Source organism: Larkinella insperata (assembly GCF_026248825.1).
GTDB lineage: Bacteria > Bacteroidota > Bacteroidia > Cytophagales > Spirosomataceae > Larkinella > Larkinella insperata.
In genome coordinates, this window is sequence record NZ_CP110973.1 from 6021213 (window position 1) to 6041937 (window position 20725).

At 54.5% G+C, this 20725-nt stretch carries 17 protein-coding genes; 10 read left to right on the forward strand and 7 right to left on the reverse strand.

What is annotated here, in order from left to right:
- Window positions 1–5 precede the first annotated feature (5 nt).
- From OQ371_RS24220 to kynU, 5 genes are all read left to right on the forward strand, one after another.
- A complete protein-coding gene (locus tag OQ371_RS24220; protein WP_265990992.1) occupies window positions 6–584 on the forward strand; it encodes a helix-turn-helix domain-containing protein in 579 nt (192 codons plus the stop codon).
- A gap of 126 nt (window positions 585–710) precedes the next feature.
- The gene (locus tag OQ371_RS24225) at window positions 711–1040 is read left to right on the forward strand and encodes a four-helix bundle copper-binding protein (protein ID WP_374761428.1); all 330 of its coding nucleotides are present in this window, start codon (window positions 711–713) and stop codon (window positions 1038–1040) included.
- A 27-nt stretch (window positions 1041–1067) separates the two neighbouring features.
- Window positions 1068–2519, forward strand: a complete 1452-nt coding sequence (locus tag OQ371_RS24230) for a hypothetical protein (protein ID WP_265990994.1) — start codon at window positions 1068–1070, stop codon at window positions 2517–2519.
- A gap of 32 nt (window positions 2520–2551) precedes the next feature.
- Entirely contained in the window at window positions 2552–2899 is a 348-nt protein-coding gene (locus OQ371_RS24235; protein ID WP_265990995.1) for a heavy-metal-associated domain-containing protein, read from the forward strand.
- Between the two features lie 118 nt (window positions 2900–3017).
- Complete coding sequence (gene kynU / locus OQ371_RS24240) at window positions 3018–4262, forward strand: kynureninase (protein ID WP_265990996.1); 1245 nt, start codon at window positions 3018–3020, stop codon at window positions 4260–4262.
- On the opposite strand, the gene OQ371_RS24245 is transcribed toward kynU, so the two are convergent.
- Window positions 4259–4810 (reverse strand): hypothetical protein, encoded by a 552-nt coding sequence (locus OQ371_RS24245; RefSeq protein ID WP_265990997.1) that lies wholly within the window; start codon window positions 4808–4810, stop codon window positions 4259–4261. The genes kynU and OQ371_RS24245 overlap by 4 nt on opposite strands.
- A 151-nt stretch (window positions 4811–4961) precedes the next feature.
- Between OQ371_RS24245 and OQ371_RS24250 the strand changes: the two genes are divergently transcribed.
- The 3 genes from OQ371_RS24250 to OQ371_RS24260 all read left to right on the forward strand — a co-directional run bounded on the left by OQ371_RS24250 (window position 4962) and on the right by OQ371_RS24260 (window position 9420).
- A complete protein-coding gene (locus OQ371_RS24250; protein WP_265990998.1) occupies window positions 4962–6074 on the forward strand; it encodes a TlpA disulfide reductase family protein in 1113 nt (370 codons plus the stop codon).
- 557 nt (window positions 6075–6631) lie between these two features.
- Window positions 6632–7279 carry a DUF1648 domain-containing protein gene (locus OQ371_RS24255; RefSeq protein ID WP_265991000.1) on the forward strand — a complete coding sequence of 216 codons (648 nt, stop codon included), beginning with the start codon at window positions 6632–6634 and terminating at the stop codon, window positions 7277–7279.
- A 179-nt stretch (window positions 7280–7458) separates the two neighbouring features.
- The gene (locus tag OQ371_RS24260) at window positions 7459–9420 is read left to right on the forward strand and encodes a KUP/HAK/KT family potassium transporter (protein ID WP_265991001.1); all 1962 of its coding nucleotides are present in this window, start codon (window positions 7459–7461) and stop codon (window positions 9418–9420) included.
- A gap of 171 nt (window positions 9421–9591) precedes the next feature.
- On the opposite strand, the gene OQ371_RS24265 is transcribed toward OQ371_RS24260, so the two are convergent.
- Window positions 9592–10536, reverse strand: a complete 945-nt coding sequence (locus OQ371_RS24265; protein ID WP_265991002.1) for an SMP-30/gluconolactonase/LRE family protein — start codon at window positions 10534–10536, stop codon at window positions 9592–9594.
- A 105-nt stretch (window positions 10537–10641) separates the two neighbouring features.
- The gene (locus tag OQ371_RS24270; protein ID WP_265991003.1) at window positions 10642–11943 is read right to left on the reverse strand and encodes a sensor histidine kinase; all 1302 of its coding nucleotides are present in this window, start codon (window positions 11941–11943) and stop codon (window positions 10642–10644) included.
- 412 nt (window positions 11944–12355) lie between these two features.
- Between OQ371_RS24270 and OQ371_RS24275 the strand changes: the two genes are divergently transcribed.
- Entirely contained in the window at window positions 12356–13618 is a 1263-nt protein-coding gene (locus OQ371_RS24275; protein WP_265991004.1) for a hypothetical protein, read from the forward strand.
- A gap of 133 nt (window positions 13619–13751) precedes the next feature.
- A complete protein-coding gene (locus OQ371_RS24280; RefSeq protein WP_265991005.1) occupies window positions 13752–15098 on the forward strand; it encodes a sensor histidine kinase in 1347 nt (448 codons plus the stop codon).
- On the opposite strand, the gene OQ371_RS24285 is transcribed toward OQ371_RS24280, so the two are convergent.
- From OQ371_RS24285 to OQ371_RS24300, 4 genes are all read right to left on the reverse strand, one after another.
- The gene (locus OQ371_RS24285; protein ID WP_265991006.1) at window positions 15095–15886 is read right to left on the reverse strand and encodes a Mut7-C RNAse domain-containing protein; all 792 of its coding nucleotides are present in this window, start codon (window positions 15884–15886) and stop codon (window positions 15095–15097) included. The genes OQ371_RS24280 and OQ371_RS24285 overlap by 4 nt on opposite strands.
- Before the next feature lie 5 nt (window positions 15887–15891).
- Complete coding sequence (locus OQ371_RS24290) at window positions 15892–16620, reverse strand: SDR family oxidoreductase (RefSeq protein ID WP_265991007.1); 729 nt, start codon at window positions 16618–16620, stop codon at window positions 15892–15894.
- A gap of 226 nt (window positions 16621–16846) precedes the next feature.
- Window positions 16847–20209 carry a VCBS repeat-containing protein gene (locus tag OQ371_RS24295; protein WP_265991008.1) on the reverse strand — a complete coding sequence of 1121 codons (3363 nt, stop codon included), beginning with the start codon at window positions 20207–20209 and terminating at the stop codon, window positions 16847–16849.
- Between the two features lie 29 nt (window positions 20210–20238).
- Window positions 20239–20670 (reverse strand): hypothetical protein, encoded by a 432-nt coding sequence (locus OQ371_RS24300; RefSeq protein ID WP_265991009.1) that lies wholly within the window; start codon window positions 20668–20670, stop codon window positions 20239–20241.
- Window positions 20671–20725: the final 55 nt, after the last annotated feature.

Here is a 20725-nt window from a genome sequence, read left to right on the forward strand (position 1 = left end):
GACGTATGAAGCTATACATCAAACACATGGTCTGCGGCCGGTGCAAGCGCGTTGTCCGCGAGATTCTGGAAGAACTCGGAATCCAGGTTCAGCACGTGGAACTGGGGGAAGTGGAGATTGGCGAACTGCCCGCGACGGTTTCGATGGACCAGATCCGGCAGGCCCTGGCCGAAAACGATTTCGAGTTGCTGGAAGACCGGAAGGCCGTGCTGGTAGAACAAATCAAAGCCATCGTTGTCAACGAAGTACACCACGACCGGCGCGAACGGCCGGAACACCAGAACCTGTCGGATTTCCTGACGCAGAAGATCGGTTACGACTATTCGTATCTGAGTCATTTGTTCTCGGCGGTGGAAGGCCTGACCATCGAGAAGTACGTCATCGCTCAGAAAATTGAGAAAGTAAAAGAGTATTTGCGGTATGGCGAGTTAACCCTGAGTGAGATTGCCTGGCGGCTGGGTTACAGCAGCACGCAGCACCTGTCCAATCAATTCAAGCAATTGGTGGGACTAACCCCAAGCGATTTCAAACGGACGGAAGCCGCCTACCGCACGGAAATTGATAAAGTGGGCCAGCCAAAATGATGCACAACCTGACCCAAGTTATGTACGTTCATCACTAGCCGCCGTCCTAATTTTGTATTACCTGCCGTACCGTAAGAACCCGTAAATCAATTGTTCACTCATATAAACTGAACCGGTATGGAAACCATGCAAAATCACACAGAGCACATTCAGATTTGTTTCGATTGCGCAGCCGCCTGCGAACATTGTGCCACGGCCTGTCTGCAGGAAGAACACGTCATGATGATGCGGGACTGCATCCGGCTTTGCCGCGACTGCGCCGATTTTTGTAAACTGTGCGCGAGCCTCACCGCCCGCCATTCTGACTACATGATGGACTTTATGGTCCTCTGCGCCGAAGTGTGCGACGCCTGTGCGGAAGAATGCAGCAAACACGACCATGACCATTGCCGGGCCTGCGCCGAAGCCTGCCGCCGGTGTGCCGACGACTGCCGGAAACTGTCGGCCAACGCGTAACGCCCTTCACCTACTTGCTTCAATGCCATGAATACAACCGTAAAACCGTTACTTGTTCTTGCTTTTTGCAGTCTCTTCGGGTTTGCCCGGGCGGACGGCTTTCCGGCCGACACCAGCCGGAAAGCCAAAATGCCCCCGGCCCGGAAGATGATGCGGCAGGACAGCATGGACCATGCCGCCATGAACCACGCCATGCACAACATGATGGCGATGCACCAGGGCATGTCGATGATGTCTCACCTGTATTCGCGGAACCTGCCCATGAGCCGGAACGCATCCGGAACCGCCTGGCACCCCGACCAGACCCCCATGTACATGTACATGGGCCACCCAACCGATCGGGCCGGTCGCCCTTGGATGACCATGCTGCACTACAGTCTTTTCATTCGCCACACCAACCAGAACTTCAACAACCCCGGCAAACAGGGCCGGGCAACGGCTTTCGACGCGCCCAACTACATGATGGGCATGGCCCAGCGCCCGGTCGGACGGCGGGGTTTGCTGGCCATTAAAGCCATGCTTTCCCTCGACCCGTTCACGGTGGGGAGCAACGGGTATCCGCTGCTGTATCAGTCGGGTGAAACCTACAACGGCCAGCGGCTGGTCGACCGCCAGCACCAGCACGATCTGTTCTCGGAACTGTCGGTGGGGTATTCCTACGCGCTTTCGCCCAACGCGGATGTGTTTGGTTACGTGGGCTATCCGGGTGAACCGGCACTGGGACCACCGGCATTCATGCACCGAATTTCGTCGTTCAACAACCCGGATTCACCGCTGGGGCACCACTGGACCGACGCCACCCACATTACTTACGGGGTAGCCACGGCTGGTTTCCGCTACAAAATTGCCAAGCTGGAAGTCTCGAGCTTTACCGGTCGCGAACCCAACGAAAACCGGTATGGTTTCGACCGCCCGCGTTTCGACAGTTATTCGTACCGGCTTTCGGTCAACCCGTCGCCCTCGCTGGCCCTCCAGTTTTCGCAGGGATTTCTCAAAAGTCCGGAAGCCATCGATCCGGACCACAACGTGACCCGCACCACGGCATCGCTTTTGCACAGTAAACCGCTGGGACGGCCCGACCGCTACGTGTCCTCGGCGCTGGTTTGGGGCATGAATACGCACGACGGTGTCCACGAAAATGCGTATCTGGCCGAAACTAGCCTGCAACTGGGCCGGACGGCTTTGTACGGACGCTACGAAAACATCACCAAATCCGTCGACGAGCTGAACCTGCGGGACTATTTTTTTGATTACCAAACCGACGAAACGATGCTCGTCAACATCAACAGCCTAACGTTGGGCATGAACCACCGGCTTTTGCAACTGGCCCGCACGGATCTGGTTCTGGGTGCGCAACTGACGGGGAGTCTTCCCGCCAAAGCCCTGGAACCAGTTTATGGTAAAACACCGTTATCAGGACAGATTTACCTGAGAATTACGCCCTCGCTCATGCCGATCATGATGCCGGGCAAACCCTAAACCATTCACCGTCACTAAAACTCTCTATAGCAATGAAAAAGCACGTAGCTGGATTGATCACCCTCCTGTTTCTGACCTTTGGCCTGACCGCTCAGGCGGGTGACGACAAAGAAAAAGAGGTTAAAATAAAAACCTCGGCCATTTGTTCCATGTGCAAAGAGCGCATCGAGCGAAATCTGGCGTTTGAAAAAGGCATCAAGGAATCCAATCTGGATTTGAAAGATAAAGTGGTGACAGTGAAATACAACCCGAAGAAAACCGACGTTGCCAAAATTAAAGCCAATATTTCCAAAACCGGCTACGATGCCGATGAAGTAACCGCCGACGAAAAAGGCTACGCCAAACTCCCCTCCTGCTGCAAAAAAGGCGGACACATGTAAGGTAAGAATTAAAAGTTGAGAGTTAAAAATAGGCACTGCCTGGGAAGGGTACTCTTTAACTGCTGACGGTTTTCATTGCCGTACTTTTAAGGTTTACCTTTTCACTTTTAATTCATGTATGGAGAATTCGTTGGCGTTTGCCCGGCGGCTGGATCAGGCCGATCCGCTTCGGTCGTACCGTGACCGGTTTTATATTCCCGAGCGCGCCGGGAAACCGCTGATTTACTTTTGTGGTAACTCGTTGGGGTTGCAGCCCAAATCCGCCCGGCAGGCGCTGGACCGGGAGTTAGTCATCTGGCAGCAGCACGGGGTAGAAGGCTGGTTTGAAGGCGAAAGCCCGTGGCTAACCGTTCATCAGCGTTGTAAGCAGCCGCTGGCCCAGATTGTGGGCGCCCAGCCGTCGGAGGTTTGTCCGATGAACAACCTCACGGTCAATATGCACCTGCTGCTGACCTCGTTTTACCAACCCGGCGCCGGACGCACCAAGATTCTGACCATCGGCGGTGATTTTCCGTCTGACCAATATGCGCTCGAAACGCATCTGCAGACCCGCGGGCTGAACCCGGCCGACGCCCTCCTTGAAATCTTTCCCCGAACCAGCGAATACACCTGGCGGACGGAAGACATTCTGACTGCTATTGAGGAACACCGGGATTCGCTGGCGCTGGTTCTGATGAGCGGTTTGCACTACTACACCGGCCAGGTATTCGACATGGCCGCCATCGCCCAAAAAGCCCGCGAGCTCGGTATCCCGGTGGGCTTTGACCTGGCGCACGCCGTCGGGAATGTTCCCTTGAAACTGCACGACTGGGGCGTTGATTTTGCCTTCTGGTGCTCCTACAAGTACCTCAACTCCGGGCCGGGGGGCGTATCCGGAATCTTTGTTCACGAAAAACACCACGATGCTTCCCTTCCCCGACTGGCCGGATGGTGGGGCTACGACGAAACCCGGCGGTTCGACATGACCAAGGGCTTTGTTCCGATGACCGGGGCCGACGGCTGGCAACTCAGTACGCCAACGGTGCTGGCCGTGGCCGTTCACCACGCGGCTTTGCAGATTACCGCCGAAGCGGGTCTGGAAGCCTTGCGGCAGAAAAGCGAGCTCTTGACGGGCTTTCTGGAATTCGTGCTGCGGCAATCCGGCCAACCGATGGACATCATGACGCCCGCCAGTCCCGCCGGGCGGGGTTGTCAGCTATCCCTGCTCATCGAAAACGACGGGAAAGCCGTTTTCAACCGGCTGACCGAACAGGGCATCATCGGCGACTGGCGCGAACCCAACTGCATCCGGCTGGCCCCCACTCCGTTGTACAACACCTTTGAGGAAGTCTGGCGGGTCGGGCAGGTGTTTCAGTCTTCCTAGAGCGGGTCTTCAAACCGCATCTGGCTTTGCGTGATAGAGCCCCCGTATCCGTTGATTATCATTGTCTTACTGGTAATAGAGGAAATCTCCTTTGTTGCCTGACGCGCCCAGGGGCAGCTTTGTTGACCCGGATCAAACACGTATCGGTTGCCGGTGGCTAAATCATCAATCGCCATTCCGACCACCATATCTTCCGTTTCTTTCAATCGCAACAGGTGCACGTCGGCTTTTTCAATACTTTTGATAAGCAGGTGCTGCGGTTTTTCCCGGTCCAGGATATATTCAAACTGCTCTTGTCCTTTCGCATAAACAGTTGCCCGGATGCTCCCGTGCGGTTCCAGCCGAATCCGTACGGACCCGGATAGGCTCGAAATATCGTCCAGGGGCGTGGGCGTGTTCCATTTAGGAAACCCGTCTTTAGGCCATCCTTCGGGCACCTCCAAAACCTCGCTGGTGAACTGGCACTGCATCATCACCAACAGACTCATCAGGGCTACACCCCTGCTCAACAAACCAGATTTTTTCAACGGTAATGCGATCGATTTCATGCACAAGAAGGGTTGAATGTGGAGGATACCAATTCTATAATCACATTGTCAAGATAATATACTTCCTAAAAACAATACAATAACTACATTTATCGTTAAAAAGTATAAAAAAAATACTTAATTTATCTTTCCAACACAAAATGAGATAGATATGTACCGGTTTACGTTTCTTTTCGCGCTCTTTCTGGCTGGAAAGGTTTTCAGCCAAGCCCCCTCGGTCCGGTATTCTATTAAAGGGTATCTGACGAATTTGAAAGGGCGTACGGTTTATCTGGCTCCTCCTTTTCATCCGGAGAACGGCCCGATTGGTTTTGTGCTGGATTCGTGCGTTTCAACCGATGGCCATTTCTCGTTTCAGGGGAGCATCGGGGAAGCCAAATACATTTCGTTACGGATTAAAGGGGGGAAACAGGACCGGTTAAAATTGTTTATTCTCGACAACACTCCTACCACGATCATTGGTAATGCCGATTCGCTTGAACAGATATCCATTCTGGGTTCCCCGGCTTTACAGCACCAAGTGATTCTTGACAAGTCACTGGAATCTTATCTTACAAGGCTAAAGGAGCTCGAACGATTGAGGGGCGAAGCAATTCAAAAGGGTGACCAGAATCAGGATATCATCTACGCTCGTCAATACCAGAGCTTGAACCAGGATATTACGGCTATAAAATCAGCTTTTATTGAGTCCTACCCGAAATCGCTGGTCAGTCTTTTCGAATTAAACACGATCCTTCCTTTCCTCCCAAAAGAGAAAGCACAAACGCTCTGGAATCAACTGGAGTATTCGCTACAGCAGCATTCGGTGGGAAAGCGCATTCACGACCAAGTATTCGACCGGAAGAAGGAAGCCCGGCAGGATTTTCCCAATCTGATTCTGGCCGACCAAAAGAACAAACCCGTCAGTCTGCTCAATTACAAGGGTAACGTCGTACTGATCGATTTCTGGGCAAGTTGGTGCGACCACTGCCGTCAGGAGCATAACCGGCTTAAGTCTCTGTATAAGCAATACAAGGACAAGGGCCTCCAGATCGTCAGCATCTCGGTCGATGAAGATACCAACGCCTGGAAAAAAGCCCTCCAGAAAGCGGGTTTACCCTGGACGCAGCTCTCCGACCGGGTTGGCACCCGCAATGTGGTCGGCACGCAATACCGTGACGGATCCATTCCCATTAACCTGCTAATTGACAAAGATGGCTATGTGATTCGCAAAGGACTTCACGGCCCGGAGCTGGAAAAACAGCTGGCAATAGTCTTCGACTAATTTCTTACACAGGCCGACTCGCGCCAGGGTGCCCATCCGTTCAGATGACGTCTCACCGACCAGCCGAAAGCAAAACAGCACACCCGATTCGCTGGTGTGCTGTTTTGCTTTATAAGGCCCCAATTAACCGTACTCCAACTCCGACTGGTTAGCCCGGCGCTAATGTCAACTTGCAATCTTTTTCAACTTGAAGTATGAACCGTTTTCCAAACCCTTGCTCGACGCATCCGATCGCAAGGATAGGGTTCAGGATTCCAGGATCGACAAGCAATAAACCGGCATCCGCTGCCCCAGCCATTTCCCTGAGCTAGCTCTTTGTTTCTGTTTTTAAACTACTGAACTGCTGCAAACCACCACACCGCTCTCTTTCCCGTACCACTCAAACCGAAAACCGTCACCTTTTCATTTTGAAAAAACACCCACCCAAAATGGTATGGTTTTCCATCGCCTTTCCGGCTCATCTCTTTTCTATCAAACTGTTTATCAATGGCCTGACTATTTACGGTCTGGCGTGGCATTATTGTTGACACCGCGCAAAGGGTTCTGATCCTGTCTCTGTGAAACGAAGGTATATTGTTATCAGCCTCCTGATCGTGTGCCTGCCGCTGCTGGCGGTCGGTCTGCTGTGGGAGCATCTGCCGCTTCGGTTACCCCTGCATTTTACCAATCAGGGACGGCCGGATCGCTTCGGGGATCGGGTGCAATGGCTCGGGATGCTGGCATCCACCACCTTGTTTTTAGCGGTCATTTTCCGCGTGATGATCCACTTTCTACCCCACCGCCTGGTGCTGCACCCGTTGCGGATTGGGGCGGTTTACATGCTGTCGGCGGTTTTTATCGCCAGCCTGACCCTCCTGCTTATCCTGAAAACCCTGTTTGTCACGCCGGTATTTGCGGACCTTACCCCGGTTTTACTGACTTTATACGGCAGTGGGCTGGTGTACTTCAGCCTGCCTTCGTTTTTACCCCTGACGGACGAAACCGTCAGCCGCCGACTGTCGCTTGGCCGTCTGCAGGCTCTGCAAAAAATTTACCGGCTATCGCGGTCGGTGCTGGTCCGGGTTAACGCCGTCATTGCCGTAGTGATGATCCTGGCCCGCCCCGACGACCGCTGGACGCTGCTTTTTCTGGCTAACTTACTGGCCCTTGTGATGTTACTGCTGTGGGTCTCCCGGTTGTATCGAAAGGCCCCGGAAACATCGTGAATAAACAAATCGTATTTTCTTTTCTGGTCAGACTAGGTTATTATCAAACATTTTCACATACCATTACGCCGGAATTAAACAAACCAAGACGTGGTACACTTATTGACTTAAAATCAGCTAACTCCATCTTATAATTATCAAAATCTGACAATCGTCCTGCACTAGAACAGGTGCTCTTTATGGAACACAAGCAACAATTGGATAAAGTAACAGCGGCCGGTTTGCTGGTCGCCATGGGCATTATTTACGGAGATATCGGTACCTCCCCACTCTATGTACTTTCGGCCATCATTGGGCCTAGTCAGCCCATTCGGGCCGATGTTGTCCGGGGCGCCATCTCCTGCATCTTCTGGACGCTCACCCTGCAAACAACCGTTAAATACGTGATTCTGATCCTGCGGGCCGACAACCGCGGGGAGGGCGGCATTTTTGCCCTGTACGCCCTGGTGCGCCGGCACGCCCGCTGGCTGACCATTCCCGCCGTAATCGGTGGCAGCGCTCTGCTGGCCGACGGCATTATCACCCCTCCCGTATCGGTTTCCTCAGCTGTCGAGGGCCTGGAGCTGCTGTATCCGCACATCCCCACCGTGCCCATCGTTATCGGTATTCTGACCTTTCTTTTTCTGATTCAGGCCCTGGGTACCAGCGTTGTGGGAACGGCATTCGGCCCCGTTATGGTGCTGTGGTTTGTGATGCTGGGCACGCTGGGAATCATTCACATCGTCGACGCCCCGTCTATTCTGGCGTCCATTAACCCCTACTACGCCTGGTGGCTGCTGACCGAATATCCGGGCGGCTTCTGGCTGCTGGGTTCGGTGTTTCTCTGTACGACCGGGGCCGAAGCCCTGTATTCCGACCTGGGCCACTGCGGGCGGGGCAACATCCGGGTCAGCTGGATCTTTGTTAAAACCTGCCTACTGCTCAACTACTTCGGGCAGGGCGCCTGGTTGCTGACGATGGAAGGGCAGTCGCTGGGGAAACTCAAGCCCTTCTACGCCCTGATGCCCGACTGGTTTCTTATCGCCGGAATTGCCATTGCAACAGCTGCGACGGTTATTGCCAGCCAGGCCCTGATTACCGGTTCGTTTACGCTGATCAGCGAAGCCATCCGACTGAACTTATGGCCCAAGGTCGTTTTGCGGTATCCTTCGGTGCAGAAGGGGCAGCTCTACGTACCGAGCATCAACCTGTTGCTCTGGCTGGGGTGCGTGGGCGTGGTGCTGTATTTCCGCGAATCGTCCAACATGGAAGCTGCCTACGGTCTGGCCATCACGCTCACCATGTTGATGACCACCCTGCTGATGACGTATTACCTCTACAGCCACCGGTACAAAGCCTGGGGCGTCATTCTGTTTCTGGTAGTCTACGTGGGGCTGGAAGGTGCTTTTCTGGTGGCCAACCTCATCAAGTTCCCGCACGGCGGTTGGGTGTCGCTCTTCATTGGTTCGGCCATTGCGGTGGTGATGTATACCTGGCTGCAGTCGTTCTACATCAAACTACGCCTGACTGAGTACGTCCGGATTGATCACTACCTGAAGCCGTTGATTGAACTGAGCCGCGACATCAGCATTCCCAAATATGCCACGCACCTGGTATTCATGAGCAATGCGGCCCGGCAATCCGAGATCGAATCCAAGATTATCTACTCCATCTTTCAGAAGCGGCCCAAGCGGGCGGATATTTTCTGGTTTGTGCACGTCGATACCACCGACGATCCGTATACGATGGAGTATAAGGTGAACACCATTGCTCCGGATGATGTCTACAAAATCACCTTTCGACTCGGTTTTCGGGTTGAGCAGCGGATTAACCTCTTCTTCCGCAAGGTGATCGAAGACATGGTAAAAAACAAGGAGGTGGATATTACCAGCCGGTACGAATCGCTGGGCCGTCAGCACGTTATCGGTGATTTCCGGTTTGTGGTGCTGGAGAAATTTCTCTCTTTCGAGAACGACCTGCCTTTCAGGGAGCGGATGATTATGAACCTGTATTTCTTCGTCAAAGGCTTCACCACCTCAGAAGACCGCTGGTTTGGCCTTGATACCAGCTCCGTGAAAATTGAGAAGGTGCCGCTGGTCATTAGACCCGTAGAAAACATCAAACTCAAGCGTATAGACAGTCCCGTTCAGCGGGACTCGTAGTCTATTTTCTTAAAAACAAACTCAGCCTCTACGGTGTCAGCTATAGTATGATACCGTAGAGGCTGAGTTTTAACTAGTCAACGCGAAAAAGGCCGGTTGACGGCTTTTGCTGGCACCCTGCTTTTAACCGCTCAATCGTTCCTCCTTTATCAGTTGCAGTTCAGATAGGGTTTACGGAATGGTTACCCGCGAAACCGTAAACGGCAAAGTCGGTCCTGGAGCGCCCATTCGCCGGTTCAACTGCCCGTTGACAACCAGGAAATACGGACCCGCCTTGGCCATGGTGGTGTTGAACAGCAGGTTGTCGCCAAAACCGGCTCCGACGCTTCCCTGCGAATAGTTATTGATGAGCGTAACGGGAAAAATCTTATTCATGGCATTCCGCGAAACGTACAGGATATTGTTCTCGAGCCACAGACCGTCGCCCGCGTTCACCGGCGTGTCCAGTTGGATTTCATTAATGACTTTGTTCTGAATATCAATCCGGTATAGCTTACCCGAAGAAGACACCACGATGATCAGGTAGCCCCCTTCCGGCGTGATGACGATCCCGTTGGCGTTGACGGCATTGGGCACGTAGGGAATCTGATCGTCGGTAAAGGTAAGCCACCGTTCGATGTCGCCCGGCTGCGAGGTAGCCACGCTGGTCCGGTAGATCTGTTTGTTCCAGGAATCCGTAAAGTAAACGTACTGCCCATCCAGAACGCAGTCGTTGATAAAGCCGGTGGCGGCAAAAGCCGTCAGGTCCCAGTTTTTTAACAGCGAACCGTCCGGATTCAGCACCTGAATTTTATTCTGGGTTCCCCCACAAACCCACAACCGGCCCTGACCGTCCAGTTTTAAACCGTTGCAGGTTGGCCGACCCTGTGCCGCACCGGAAGCAAACAAACTGCTGGCTCCGGTTTGAACATCCACTTTCAGGATATCCCCGTTGCCAATACTGCCCGTATAAAAAACGCCCTGGTTTGCGTCATAGGCAATTCCCTCCGGAAAAAATGTGTTTCCTGGGATGATGTAACTTTCCTGCCGAACTTCAATCGGATCGACATCATGGTCTTTTAAGCAAGCACTACAAACGGCAAAAACCAGCCCCAAAAAGAGCAAAGAACGATTCATATGTTGTGGAGTTAGCGTTAACTACATACGTAACCGGAAAGGAGAAAAAGCGTTTGACCGTTCAAAAGATTTCTGGACAATTTTTCGGTGTACGTACGGTTGCGGCTAAGCGGGCAGGTAAATACTGAACGTTGCTCCTTCACCCGGCCGACTCCGGGCGGAGATGGCGCCCCCGTGGTTGTCGACCACTTTCTGGCAAATCGCCAGCCCGATTCCGGTGCCCTCGTACTGGCTTCTGCCGTGCAGACGCTGGAAAACCTGAAAAATCTGATCGGCGTACTTTTCATCAAAGCCAATGCCGTTGTCCGAAATCTCCAGACTGTGGTAACGGGCCGCGACCCGGGTGGGGCGCAGACCCGGGGGCAGCTCCCCGGCAGCCACCAACCCGTACCGAATCCTGATTTGGGGAGATCGACCTGAGTGACGAAACTTCAGGGCATTGCTCAGCAGATTCTGAAATAACTGTCCCAGTTGGAGAGCATCTCCGTGAAGGGTCGGCAAACGATCCACGTCAATGATCGCTCCCGTCTCGCCGATGATCAACTCCAGGTCCGTCAGTACCGAATCAATAACCCGGTTTAACGCGACGGCATCCATGGAATCTTTCTGGGTAGCGATGCGGGAAAACGTCAGCAAATCCCGGATGAGCGCCGACATTCGGCTGGCCGCCGACCGCATGCGATCCAGGTAAGCCACGCCCGGCCCCAACTGGCTGGCGTACTGGCTCTTGAGCACATCACCAAACTGCTGCACCTTGCGCAACGGCTCCTGCAAATCATGGGAAGCCACGTAGGCAAACTGTTCCAGATTCAGGTTGGTACGGCTCAGAAGCTGGTTCGACTCGGCCAGACTATCGTTCGTTGCCGACAGTTCTTCGTTGACGGCAGCCAGTTCTTCATTCGCGGCTTCCAGTTCCTGGGTTCGCTCCTCAACCTGCTGCTCCAGTTGCGCCGTCAGCGTCCGGTAACGTTCTTCGCTTTCTTCCAGCTTCTGGCGGTTGAGCATTTCTTCGGTCACATCCTGAACCACCCCGGCAAACCGCACAACCTGCCCCGCTTCGTTGAAATAACTCCGGCCCGTCGACCGAATCCAGCGAATTTCCCCATTTTCCCGAATCGTGCGGTAAATGACTTTATAAATCCCACTCGACCCGGGCGTCATGGCTTGTTGAGCCGCCTGCTGGATCCGGCTTACATCGCCGGGATAAACGTAATTCAGGGTCTCATCAAAGTCAAACTGGCTGGCCCGGCTGATGCCAAACAGTTCCCGACACCGATCGTCCCACTGAACCCGGTTCGTAACCGGATCCAATTCCCAGACACCCAAACCGGCGGCCTGTAACGCAAAATCGATATCTAACCGTTCGGTAAGTCCCTTTCTGTCAAAGGATTTGCTATCTTCACTCATCAGTGTCGTTGGAGTTGATAGCGCAAGTTAAAAACTTGCTTATAACTCCACGGATCCCCCGCCATAAAATTCAACTTCAGATCGACTCCCAAACCGACTGGTTTATTAAAAGCTGGGGATGTATCCCAGATAGAGTCTTTCTGTCAGCGGTATATTTTAAATTCGCCAGCCTCATGTTATCTTTACTCGACGCATTCCTACCACTGGTTGCCCGTAGTCCTGAATCGGGTCGTAGCAGGCCGCAGCCGGGCCTAACGACCTGTGTTGAAGGTGGCCAGACGGTTATTTCGGTTTGCTCTGATTTCTTTATCATTACCGGTATGAATTGCCCAAAATCAGGAAACTTCTCAACCCGTTTTTGATGTTACCTAATTGTACTTTACCCAACTAAACCGTACCAGAAAACCAGTCAATGATCATGGCACTGGGGGCTGCTTTCCATCTGAATGGCCCCACAACTACCCTGAAATGCCGTCAACCCTACTCCTTTGAACAAGCTCAGGCCGCTAACGATGCCTTTGATGCCGCCGTTAAAGATTTCCTTCGTACCTGGATTGAGCAGGGAACGGTTTCGCCCAAAAGCCTGGAAGGGAGCGCCGACACGGAGGATTTTGTTGAACACGGCGCCCTACGCAACTTCTTCAAGTACCGGGAGGACGCCTTCGAACGCATTCTCGCTCAGGAAAACCTGGCCCGGCACCTGCTCCGGTCCATTGATGAGGTGTATTTCCAGGGCGACGCCTACGAGCCGCTGCTGGCTAAATACGAACGACGTATATACAACATAGCCGCTTCCCGTGATCACCTGACCGTTCCGTTTCGGTACAGCCCCTTCAGCCGCCAGGGGGATTATGGCGATACCATTCAGCTCACGGATGCAACCGGCCAAACCGCCCCGGAAGACATTGGTGTGTACTTCGGGACCCGCCGGGCGGATAATGTCGCCCTGACGATTCTGGCGCATCAACTGCGCTGGGAAGCACTGGCTCCTTCCCAATTGCCCGTTCACGTTATTACGGAGGGCTACATGGAAGATTCCCTTCGCCGGGTCAGAGCCCTCACCGAGCAACTCGGTGAGCAGGGAGTCGACGACGCTCAGTGCTTTGTTATCCAGCGACGCCACGCGGCCGACGACCGTCACCTGGGAACGGCCCTGCTGGTGATGCATCCGCACAGTCCGGGCCTGCCTCAGCGTATTGTTTTTTGCGACACCCTGCGGCCGGGCTCTCAGCCGCCGTGGTGGGACAAGTTCAAGGCTAAAATAGACGCCGTTTTTCCGCAACCGGCGGGGTATCCACCGGCTTCCGGGAAAGTGGAGGACGGCGGGGTCCAACTCCAGCGCCTGCACGACGGTGTGCCGGTCCGCCATCAGGATATTGACTGTGCGTTCTATACAGCCTCGATGGGTCGCGCCCTGATTCAGTTGGCGAAAACGGAACCGGATGTCATTCTGAACGGTTCCATCGAAGCCGTGTTTAGCCAGATGACGGCCCGGATGCCGGAATATTACGAACAGCCTAACCAACCGAAAGAGCCCGCGCTGGTGCGGGAGTTCAACGTGATTCAGCGGTGGAATACCGGCTGGCAGGCTTTAAAAAACATGATGCAGAACCAGTTGACGGGCCTGGCCGCCCAACTGGCGATGCCCGTCGAACACCCTTTGGGGTTTTCGTAAAGCGTCTCTTGAGTTTGCCAAACGCGCTGAAAAGCCAGACCGGTACACCGTGCTGGCTTTTTTAACGCCTGACCTTATTTGACGATTCCGCGTTCCGTACCTTTGACGCACTTTATCTTCGTTTTACTAATCCATGTCCGGAGAGGCTGTACTGTTTGTGTATCTGGGATCGGTGGGTGCCATCTTCCTGCTGAACGCCGTCCAGTGGAGTTTCTTCCGCGACTGGGTCTACGGCCTTTTTACCCTCCAGACCCTGATCTGGTTTGCACACTCAGCTTTCAATCGGCTTTCCGGAGATAATATCCCCCTCAGCGAGTCGCAGAACATGGCCGTTTACGCGGCTGAGTATGGCCTGGTCAGACTTTTGTACGTTGGGCTGATTTACCGCCTATTTGATCTGAGCCATTCTTCGCTTCCCCTGACGAACTGGCTTCGTTGGGTGCAACGATTTCTGGGCATCTTTTTACTGGCCGAAGTCGGGATAATGCTCCTGCACGAAAACTGGCACCTGTCGCCATCGGGGCGGATTGTTTCGACGGTCTATTGGTGTCTGCTCATGAGCACGAGCCTCATCGGAAGCTGGGTTGCTGCCCAACGGCGGGATGCGGTCGGGATGCTGTTTCTGATCGGCAGCGTGCTGCTGCTCGTCAATGAAACCAACAACCTGTTTTATTATACGGGCTATCCGTGGACGCTCAACCGTGAGCCCTCGGCGGTGCAGTGGCACATCCGCATCCTGGGCGCGTCGCGCATTCTGCAACTGCTTTGTTTTTCCCTCTGCCTGATGTTCCGCCAGCGCCAGCTCGCGGTATCCGAAGCCGTCGAGCAAACCCGCCGGGAACAGCAGCTGATTCAGCAACGGCTGGAAACTCAACTGGCTTTTCAGCGGCTGGAACAGGAAAAAACCCAGGTTCAACTCCGGGCGTTGCAGGCCCAGGTCAATCCCCATTTTCTGTTCAACAGCCTTAATTCCCTGTCGTCGCTGATTGACGACAACCCCGAACAAGCCAGCCAGTTTGTCGATCAGTTGAGCCAGGTCTACCGGTATTTGCTGAAAGCCAACGAACAGCCGCTGACCACCCTGGCCCGCGAACTGGACTTTATCCAGTCGTATTCCCATTTGCTGAAAACCCGTTACGAGCGGGGATTGACGGTAGCCGTGCGGGTCGACCCGGCTTATGCAGCCTGGCAACTGCCCCCGATGACGCTGCAATTGCTGGTCGAGAACGCCGTCAAACACAACGTTATCCTGGCCGCGCAGCCTTTACAAATCGATATTCAGACGGACGACCAGGGTCACCTGGTGATTCAAAACAACCTTCAGCGCAAGCGGACCAAAGTGCTGTCGAATGGCGTCGGGTTGTCGACCATTCTGGCGCAGTACCAAAAACTTCACCACGCGACACCCGAAGTCATCGAGGCTCCAACCACGTTTACGGTCCGGATTCCCCTGATTGAACCCGTTCCCGAACGGGTTTAAGAATCCCCTTTTTGGGCCATCTCCGCGCGGCCCTGCGTCCCGAAGATGGAATGAACGAGCTCCTGCATCCGGCGGAAATGCGTGCCCTCCCAATAGATTTTTCCGCAGGTGGGACACTGAAAAAATGTCTGCTGAAACGCCTGCACCAGCGGAGGCAACTGGTCGAAAACGGTTTCTTTCGCCACCGGCTGAAGCAGCCCGTTGCAATTCATACACCGTTGAAAAGGCTTCAGGTGCTTGTCCAAACCAAACCGGTCTGCAATTTCATGAAGCTGTTGACGGGGTTGCGTATGACGAACGAAATACCCGTATTCAACGGAATTGCGCATCAACAGGCCCCGGTCGCGGGTCAGCAGTACCCGGTTTTCACTGGCGGACACGCGCGCCAGCTCCGGATCAGCGTAATCATTTCGGTAAAGCGTATCGAAACCGAGCATTCGCAGATAGCCCGCCAGCTTACCCAGGTGGCAATCCAGCACAAACCGGAGCTCGGATAAAGGTTTGGGCAGCACCCGGGAGAGCGACGATACCTCTAAGATATTAAACGTGGCGGGGTAAACACTCACAAAATCACCAGCTTCCACCCCCACCGAAAAATCGACCGACTGGCCGTTGACCAGCAGTAACCCGACTTCCGGATGCGGTACCCCGAACAATTCAATGGTATCTTTCACCGACATCCGGTGCAGAAACGACCCTTCAAACGCTGTTTGTTTCCGGTCCGCAGGCAGAAAGTCGTTCAGGGAACCGTAGAAGCGAAACGTGGCCTTATACATGGCGGGCATCATTCCGGCTAGGTGGTTCCGTTCATTCTGCTAAACGCATTCCGCAGCTCATCCGGCGTTGCCTTCACCATGTGATCGCTGAACCCAAAGGAGATCTCGGTTTTCCCCTGCTCCAATTGATCGAACACCGCCTGAATAAAATCGCTGACGGGTGGAGCGTGATCGTGGAGTCCCTTGCCCCCCAGATCGGTATTTAAGGCGGGCGGAATCAGCTCGATCACTTCGATGTTTCTGGATTTCACCAGTGCCCGCAACGACAGCGTAAACGAATGAAAAAAGGCTTTGGTCGCCGAATAGACCGGTACTTTGGTAAGCGGTACAAACGCCAGCCCGGAAGTTACGTTCAGGATGGACGTTAGCGCGGGTAGGTTTAGAAAAAGGGACGTCAGGTGCAGCGGGGCTTCAATGTTGATCCGGATTTCATCGGTAGCCCGCTGAAAAAAATCCGCGTCGGCCATGTTAATCCACTGCTGAATCCCGGCGTTATTAACCAACACCGTCAGGTCGGGGTGTTCCTCGGCGATCCACTGGTAGAGTTCCTGCCGTTCCTCGGCCTTCGATAAATCGCAGACCCGGGTAATCACGGACGGCAACTGCTCCGAAACCTCCCGGAGCGCGGCCTCCCGGCGACCGCAAATGATGACGGTATTATTCTCCTGAACAAAACGCCGGGTGAGCCCCAGGCCGATGCCCGACGCCCCGCCCGTGATCAGGATTTTGTTGTTTGAAAGATTCATGCTGCTGGTTTCTGGATGATCGGTGTTGTAACTTCCGGCCGGTTCAATAAGTTTTGCGCCCACGCCGGTTCGGCCGGCAAAACCGCTCAGACTGTTCGTAAACCACCAGAACCGGCCCTCCCTTGTTATCCAATGCCTTTCCTGGCTCGTTCCCGACAATCCCTCAAGTCCAGCGACAGGAAGCCGTACCAAGTGGGGCCGTTCTATTTAGATAGAGTGTCGCAGTTTATTTTTTGCCGCTCGTCCGGTTCGGCCAGACAAACGCTTTCAGGGGGCCGTCGTTCTGAGCGGCCAGAACGAGTCGGCGGCCGTCCGGCAGAATGACTTCGGCCAGTCCGCGCGCATCACCGCCGACCCAAAAACCGCTTTCCCGCGCCGGAATGGGCGTAAAGTTACCGTTGCCGTGTCCTTTCAGTAGCAGACCGATGGAGGCATCGTAACGGCCAGTGATCGCTTCGGTACCGTAAAAATTACCGCTGATGAGCAGGTCCAGTTTGCCGTCGCCGTCAAAATCCCGGGCCAGCAAGCCGTTGAGGGGCGCCTGTTGGGCCAGCGTCGGCAACGGGCGCAGGACAAACTTACCGTTGCCCCGGTTTTCGAGGTAAACACTCTGGAACGTTTCGCTTCTGGCCACGTAAGCCGTGCTCAGTTCTTCTTTCGTGAATACATCAGTCAGTTTGGCTTTGGCGTAATCGGCGTACCGCGGAAACTTCTTACGCAGGTAATTCATCTGGCCCGTCATCTCGTCTTTGGGATGCACCGGATACAGCTCGTCGCCAATGTACTGACTAATCACGGGGTCAACAGTGCCGTTTTTGTCGAAATCACCGGCAAATACCGTCACCGGTTTTTCGGGCGACGTGCGCCAGTCGTTGTTCAGCCCGAGGTTTCCGGCCACGTAGTCCGGATCGCCATCGCCGTCGAAATCACCGGCCACCAGACTGCTCCACCAACCGTGGGTGTGCGTCAATCCGGTCGATTGGGTTACGTCCACTAATTGGCCCCGGTTATTTTTGAAGAAGGTCAACGGCATCCACTCCCCCAGCGCGATCAGGTCCGGCCAGCCGTCGCCGTCAAAATCCGTCCAGAGGGCCGAGGTCACCATGCCGAGCTTCGTCAACTGGGGGCAAACAGCCTGCGTCACGTCCGTAAACCGGCCACCGTCGTTGCGGAGCACGTAGCTTTGGGTGGGCAAGGGATACTTACCCGGCGCAAGCCGTCCACCGACAAACAAATCCAGATCGCCATCCCGGTCGAAATCCGCCGTCTGTACCGTCGAACCGCTGGATAACATGCGCGGCAGGGCTTCCGGGTCCGGCGAGAAATGGCCCTTCCCGTCGTTGCGGTACAACCGATCCTGGTAATACGGCGAATCGGGCGCAAATTCGCTGCTGCCACTGACCACGTACAGATCGCCGTCGCCGTCGCCGTCGGCATCAAACAGCAACGCGCCCAGATCCTCTTCGTATTTTTTACCCTCGGTGAGCGCCCGGCTGCGGAATTTCCCGTCGGCTTCCGCGAAAAACAGCATTCCGGAGTGGTTGAACGCTCCACCCACAAAAAAATCCTCGCGTCCGTCGCCGTTCATGTCGCCCACCGCCAGACCGGGGCCGTTCTGTGAAAGCAGGTGTGGCAATAGCGGCTGAATTTTGAAATCAATGTAAAGCTCCTCCGTGTGTTTGTAGCGAATGCCGAGCGATTCCGAAACCTCGCGAAACAACGGCATCGGTGGTTCCTGAACCGGCAATTTTTCTGCAACAGCCGCCCGCTGATCGATGATCAGTACCTGATTCGCCTTAATTTGGGTCAGTAGCTGACTTTTCCCGTCCAGCCAGGTTACCCGGATGGAATCAACCTGCGAAACCTTACCCAATCCGAAATGCAGTGTGTTCTCGACCGTCGACTGGTAACCGCGGTACGGTGAGTGTTCCAGAAACTGCTGCTGCTTGCCGTAGTAAACCGCTACTTTGGCGCCAAAGCCGTACCGATTGTTTGAGTTGCCCTTCAGCCGGATGCGCAGGTAGTGGTTTTTGGTCAGGTCGTTCGCCCGGTTGCGGTACACGAACGCTTGTTGATTCAGGTTGTTGATCACCAGATCCAGATCGCCGTCATTGTCCAGATCCGCGTAAGCTGCGCCGTTGGAATACGAGGGCGTATCGAAACCCCACGGCGCTGACTGGTTGGTGAAGGTCAGGCTGCCGCCGTTGTTGCGGAACAGGTAATTGGGCACATGCGCGCCGTCCACATCGTGCAGAGCTTCGGTGAAAGTACGTCCGTCCACCGCTCCCGCCTGCTGCTGAAGCTGAAACTGCGCCATGCGGTAGACCACAAAATCGCGGTTGGTAATGTCTTTCGGGTAGCCATTGGTGATCATCAAATCCCGGAAACCGTCGTTGTCGTAATCGGCCAGCAGCGGGCACCAGCTCCAGTCGGTGGCCTGCACCCCGGCCAGTCGGCCGATTTCGCTGAACGTGGGGTGGTTCGCGCCCGGCGTAAAGCCGTTGTTGTGCTGGAGCGTGTTGCGCATAAACTGCGGCTCGTAGCCCGCCCGCAACTCGGACAGATAGCGGTCATAATTCATCAGCCCGAACATGTTCCGGCGTCGTTCGTTGCCCTCGGGCAGCATGTCCAGCGTGATGAAATCGGTCAGGCCGTCGTTGTCGATGTCGGCGGCATCCGTGCCCATCGCCGAGTAACTCTGGTGTTTGAAGTACTCCGTAATCTGGTTGGTGAAATACCGTTCGCCGGAGCCTTTGGCCTGGTTGATGTAAAGAATGTCATTGGACAGGTAATCGTTGGCGACGTAGACATCCGGCCAGCCGTCGGCATTCACATCCACAATGGAAATACCCAGTCCGTAGCCTTCCAGCTTGATGTTAGCGGCCTCCGAAACGTTTGCAAAATGCCCGTTGCCGTCGTTGCGATAGAGCCGGTCGGTACTGGGGGCCGAACCGTCGGTGAGCTTGGGGCGGATGACATTCGGGCCGGTTTTGCCCATCACGTTGGTCAGGATGTATACGTCCAGATCGCCGTCGCGGTCGTAGTCGAAAAAAGCCGCCTGGGTGCTGAAACCCGTATCGTCCAGCCTGTAGGAGTTGGCTTCTTCCCGAAACGTGAGGTTGCCCTGGTTAATGTACAGCTGGTTGGCGCGGTGTTCGGGTCCGTGGGGTCCCGACCGGCACACGTAAATATCCAGTAGCCCGTCGGCATTCAGATCAACCATTGAAATACCGGTCGCCCAGCCATCTTCCGTGTGGATTCCGGCTTTTTCGGTAATGTCTTCAAACTTGAAATTGCCTTTGTTGAGGTACAGCCGGGAAGGGGTCATGTTGCCGCCCAGAAACACGTCGGTCAGGCCGTCGTTGTTGATATCGCCCAGACCGACGCCCCCGCCGTTGTAGAAATATTCGAATGTCAGGATGTTCAGCCGCTCGTCTTCTTTGAGCGTATTGGCAAAGTGAATACCGGTCTGCTCGGCGGGCAGCAACTCAAACAGTGCGCCCTCGCTGGGGGCATCACGTTTCGACTGACAACCCGCCAGCACCCCGATGGTCAGGAGAAACAGGTATTTCAAAAGGAATTGATGCATACAGACCCGGCCTGAAACCTTCCGGAGTTTTAATGTTGATGAGCATCCGGCAGGCTGTCGGACGAAACCTTGGTAAAGAAGCGAATTTCGTAGAGCTGCTGGTTTTTACCGGACAAAAACGGCTTGTGGGTCTTTTTCAGCACCAGTTTTTCTCTGTCCAGCTTCAACACGGAAAAGCCGCTCAGAACCGTGCCGGCCGAATCGGTGTACACCAGTGAGTCGGCGGAAACAAGCTGGTACTTCAGGGCACGCTGCTGGCCGAACTTGTGCTCGGTCAGGACACCGTCCTCGCTGTATTCAAACAGCGGCCAATGCTCATCCGGAACGTTCAGGGTTTCGGTAAAACCGTTGACGTAGTTAAAAATGGAATCGGTTTTCCAGACGCCCACCAGTTTCTGTTCGGGCGACTGGCAACCGCTAACCGCGAGTAGCAGGGCCAGCATTCTAAAAAACGCTTTCATGAATACGGGGGTACGGTCAAAAACAAATCGCTCCGCCCGGCGTTCGGGCGGAGCG

Bases quoted from the DNA above. Each gene is read 5' to 3' on its own strand.
- OQ371_RS24230 (WP_265990994.1), top strand. From the start codon at position 1,068: ATGAATACAACCGTAAAACCGTTACTTGTTCTTGCTTTTTGCAGTCTC.
- OQ371_RS24220 (WP_265990992.1), top strand. From the start codon at position 6: ATGAAGCTATACATCAAACACATGGTCTGCGGCCGGTGCAAGCGCGTT.
- kynU (WP_265990996.1), top strand. From the start codon at position 3,018: ATGGAGAATTCGTTGGCGTTTGCCCGGCGGCTGGATCAGGCCGATCCG.
- OQ371_RS24295 (WP_265991008.1), bottom strand. From the start codon at position 20,209: ATGCATCAATTCCTTTTGAAATACCTGTTTCTCCTGACCATCGGGGTG.
- OQ371_RS24285 (WP_265991006.1), bottom strand. From the start codon at position 15,886: ATGATGCCCGCCATGTATAAGGCCACGTTTCGCTTCTACGGTTCCCTG.
- OQ371_RS24270 (WP_265991003.1), bottom strand. From the start codon at position 11,943: ATGAGTGAAGATAGCAAATCCTTTGACAGAAAGGGACTTACCGAACGG.
- OQ371_RS24290 (WP_265991007.1), bottom strand. From the start codon at position 16,620: ATGAATCTTTCAAACAACAAAATCCTGATCACGGGCGGGGCGTCGGGC.
- OQ371_RS24225 (WP_374761428.1), top strand. From the start codon at position 711: ATGCAAAATCACACAGAGCACATTCAGATTTGTTTCGATTGCGCAGCC.
- OQ371_RS24260 (WP_265991001.1), top strand. From the start codon at position 7,459: ATGGAACACAAGCAACAATTGGATAAAGTAACAGCGGCCGGTTTGCTG.
- OQ371_RS24265 (WP_265991002.1), bottom strand. From the start codon at position 10,536: ATGAATCGTTCTTTGCTCTTTTTGGGGCTGGTTTTTGCCGTTTGTAGT.
- OQ371_RS24250 (WP_265990998.1), top strand. From the start codon at position 4,962: ATGTACCGGTTTACGTTTCTTTTCGCGCTCTTTCTGGCTGGAAAGGTT.
- OQ371_RS24245 (WP_265990997.1), bottom strand. From the start codon at position 4,810: ATGAAATCGATCGCATTACCGTTGAAAAAATCTGGTTTGTTGAGCAGG.
- OQ371_RS24280 (WP_265991005.1), top strand. From the start codon at position 13,752: ATGTCCGGAGAGGCTGTACTGTTTGTGTATCTGGGATCGGTGGGTGCC.
- OQ371_RS24275 (WP_265991004.1), top strand. From the start codon at position 12,356: ATGATCATGGCACTGGGGGCTGCTTTCCATCTGAATGGCCCCACAACT.
- OQ371_RS24235 (WP_265990995.1), top strand. From the start codon at position 2,552: ATGAAAAAGCACGTAGCTGGATTGATCACCCTCCTGTTTCTGACCTTT.
- OQ371_RS24300 (WP_265991009.1), bottom strand. From the start codon at position 20,670: ATGAAAGCGTTTTTTAGAATGCTGGCCCTGCTACTCGCGGTTAGCGGT.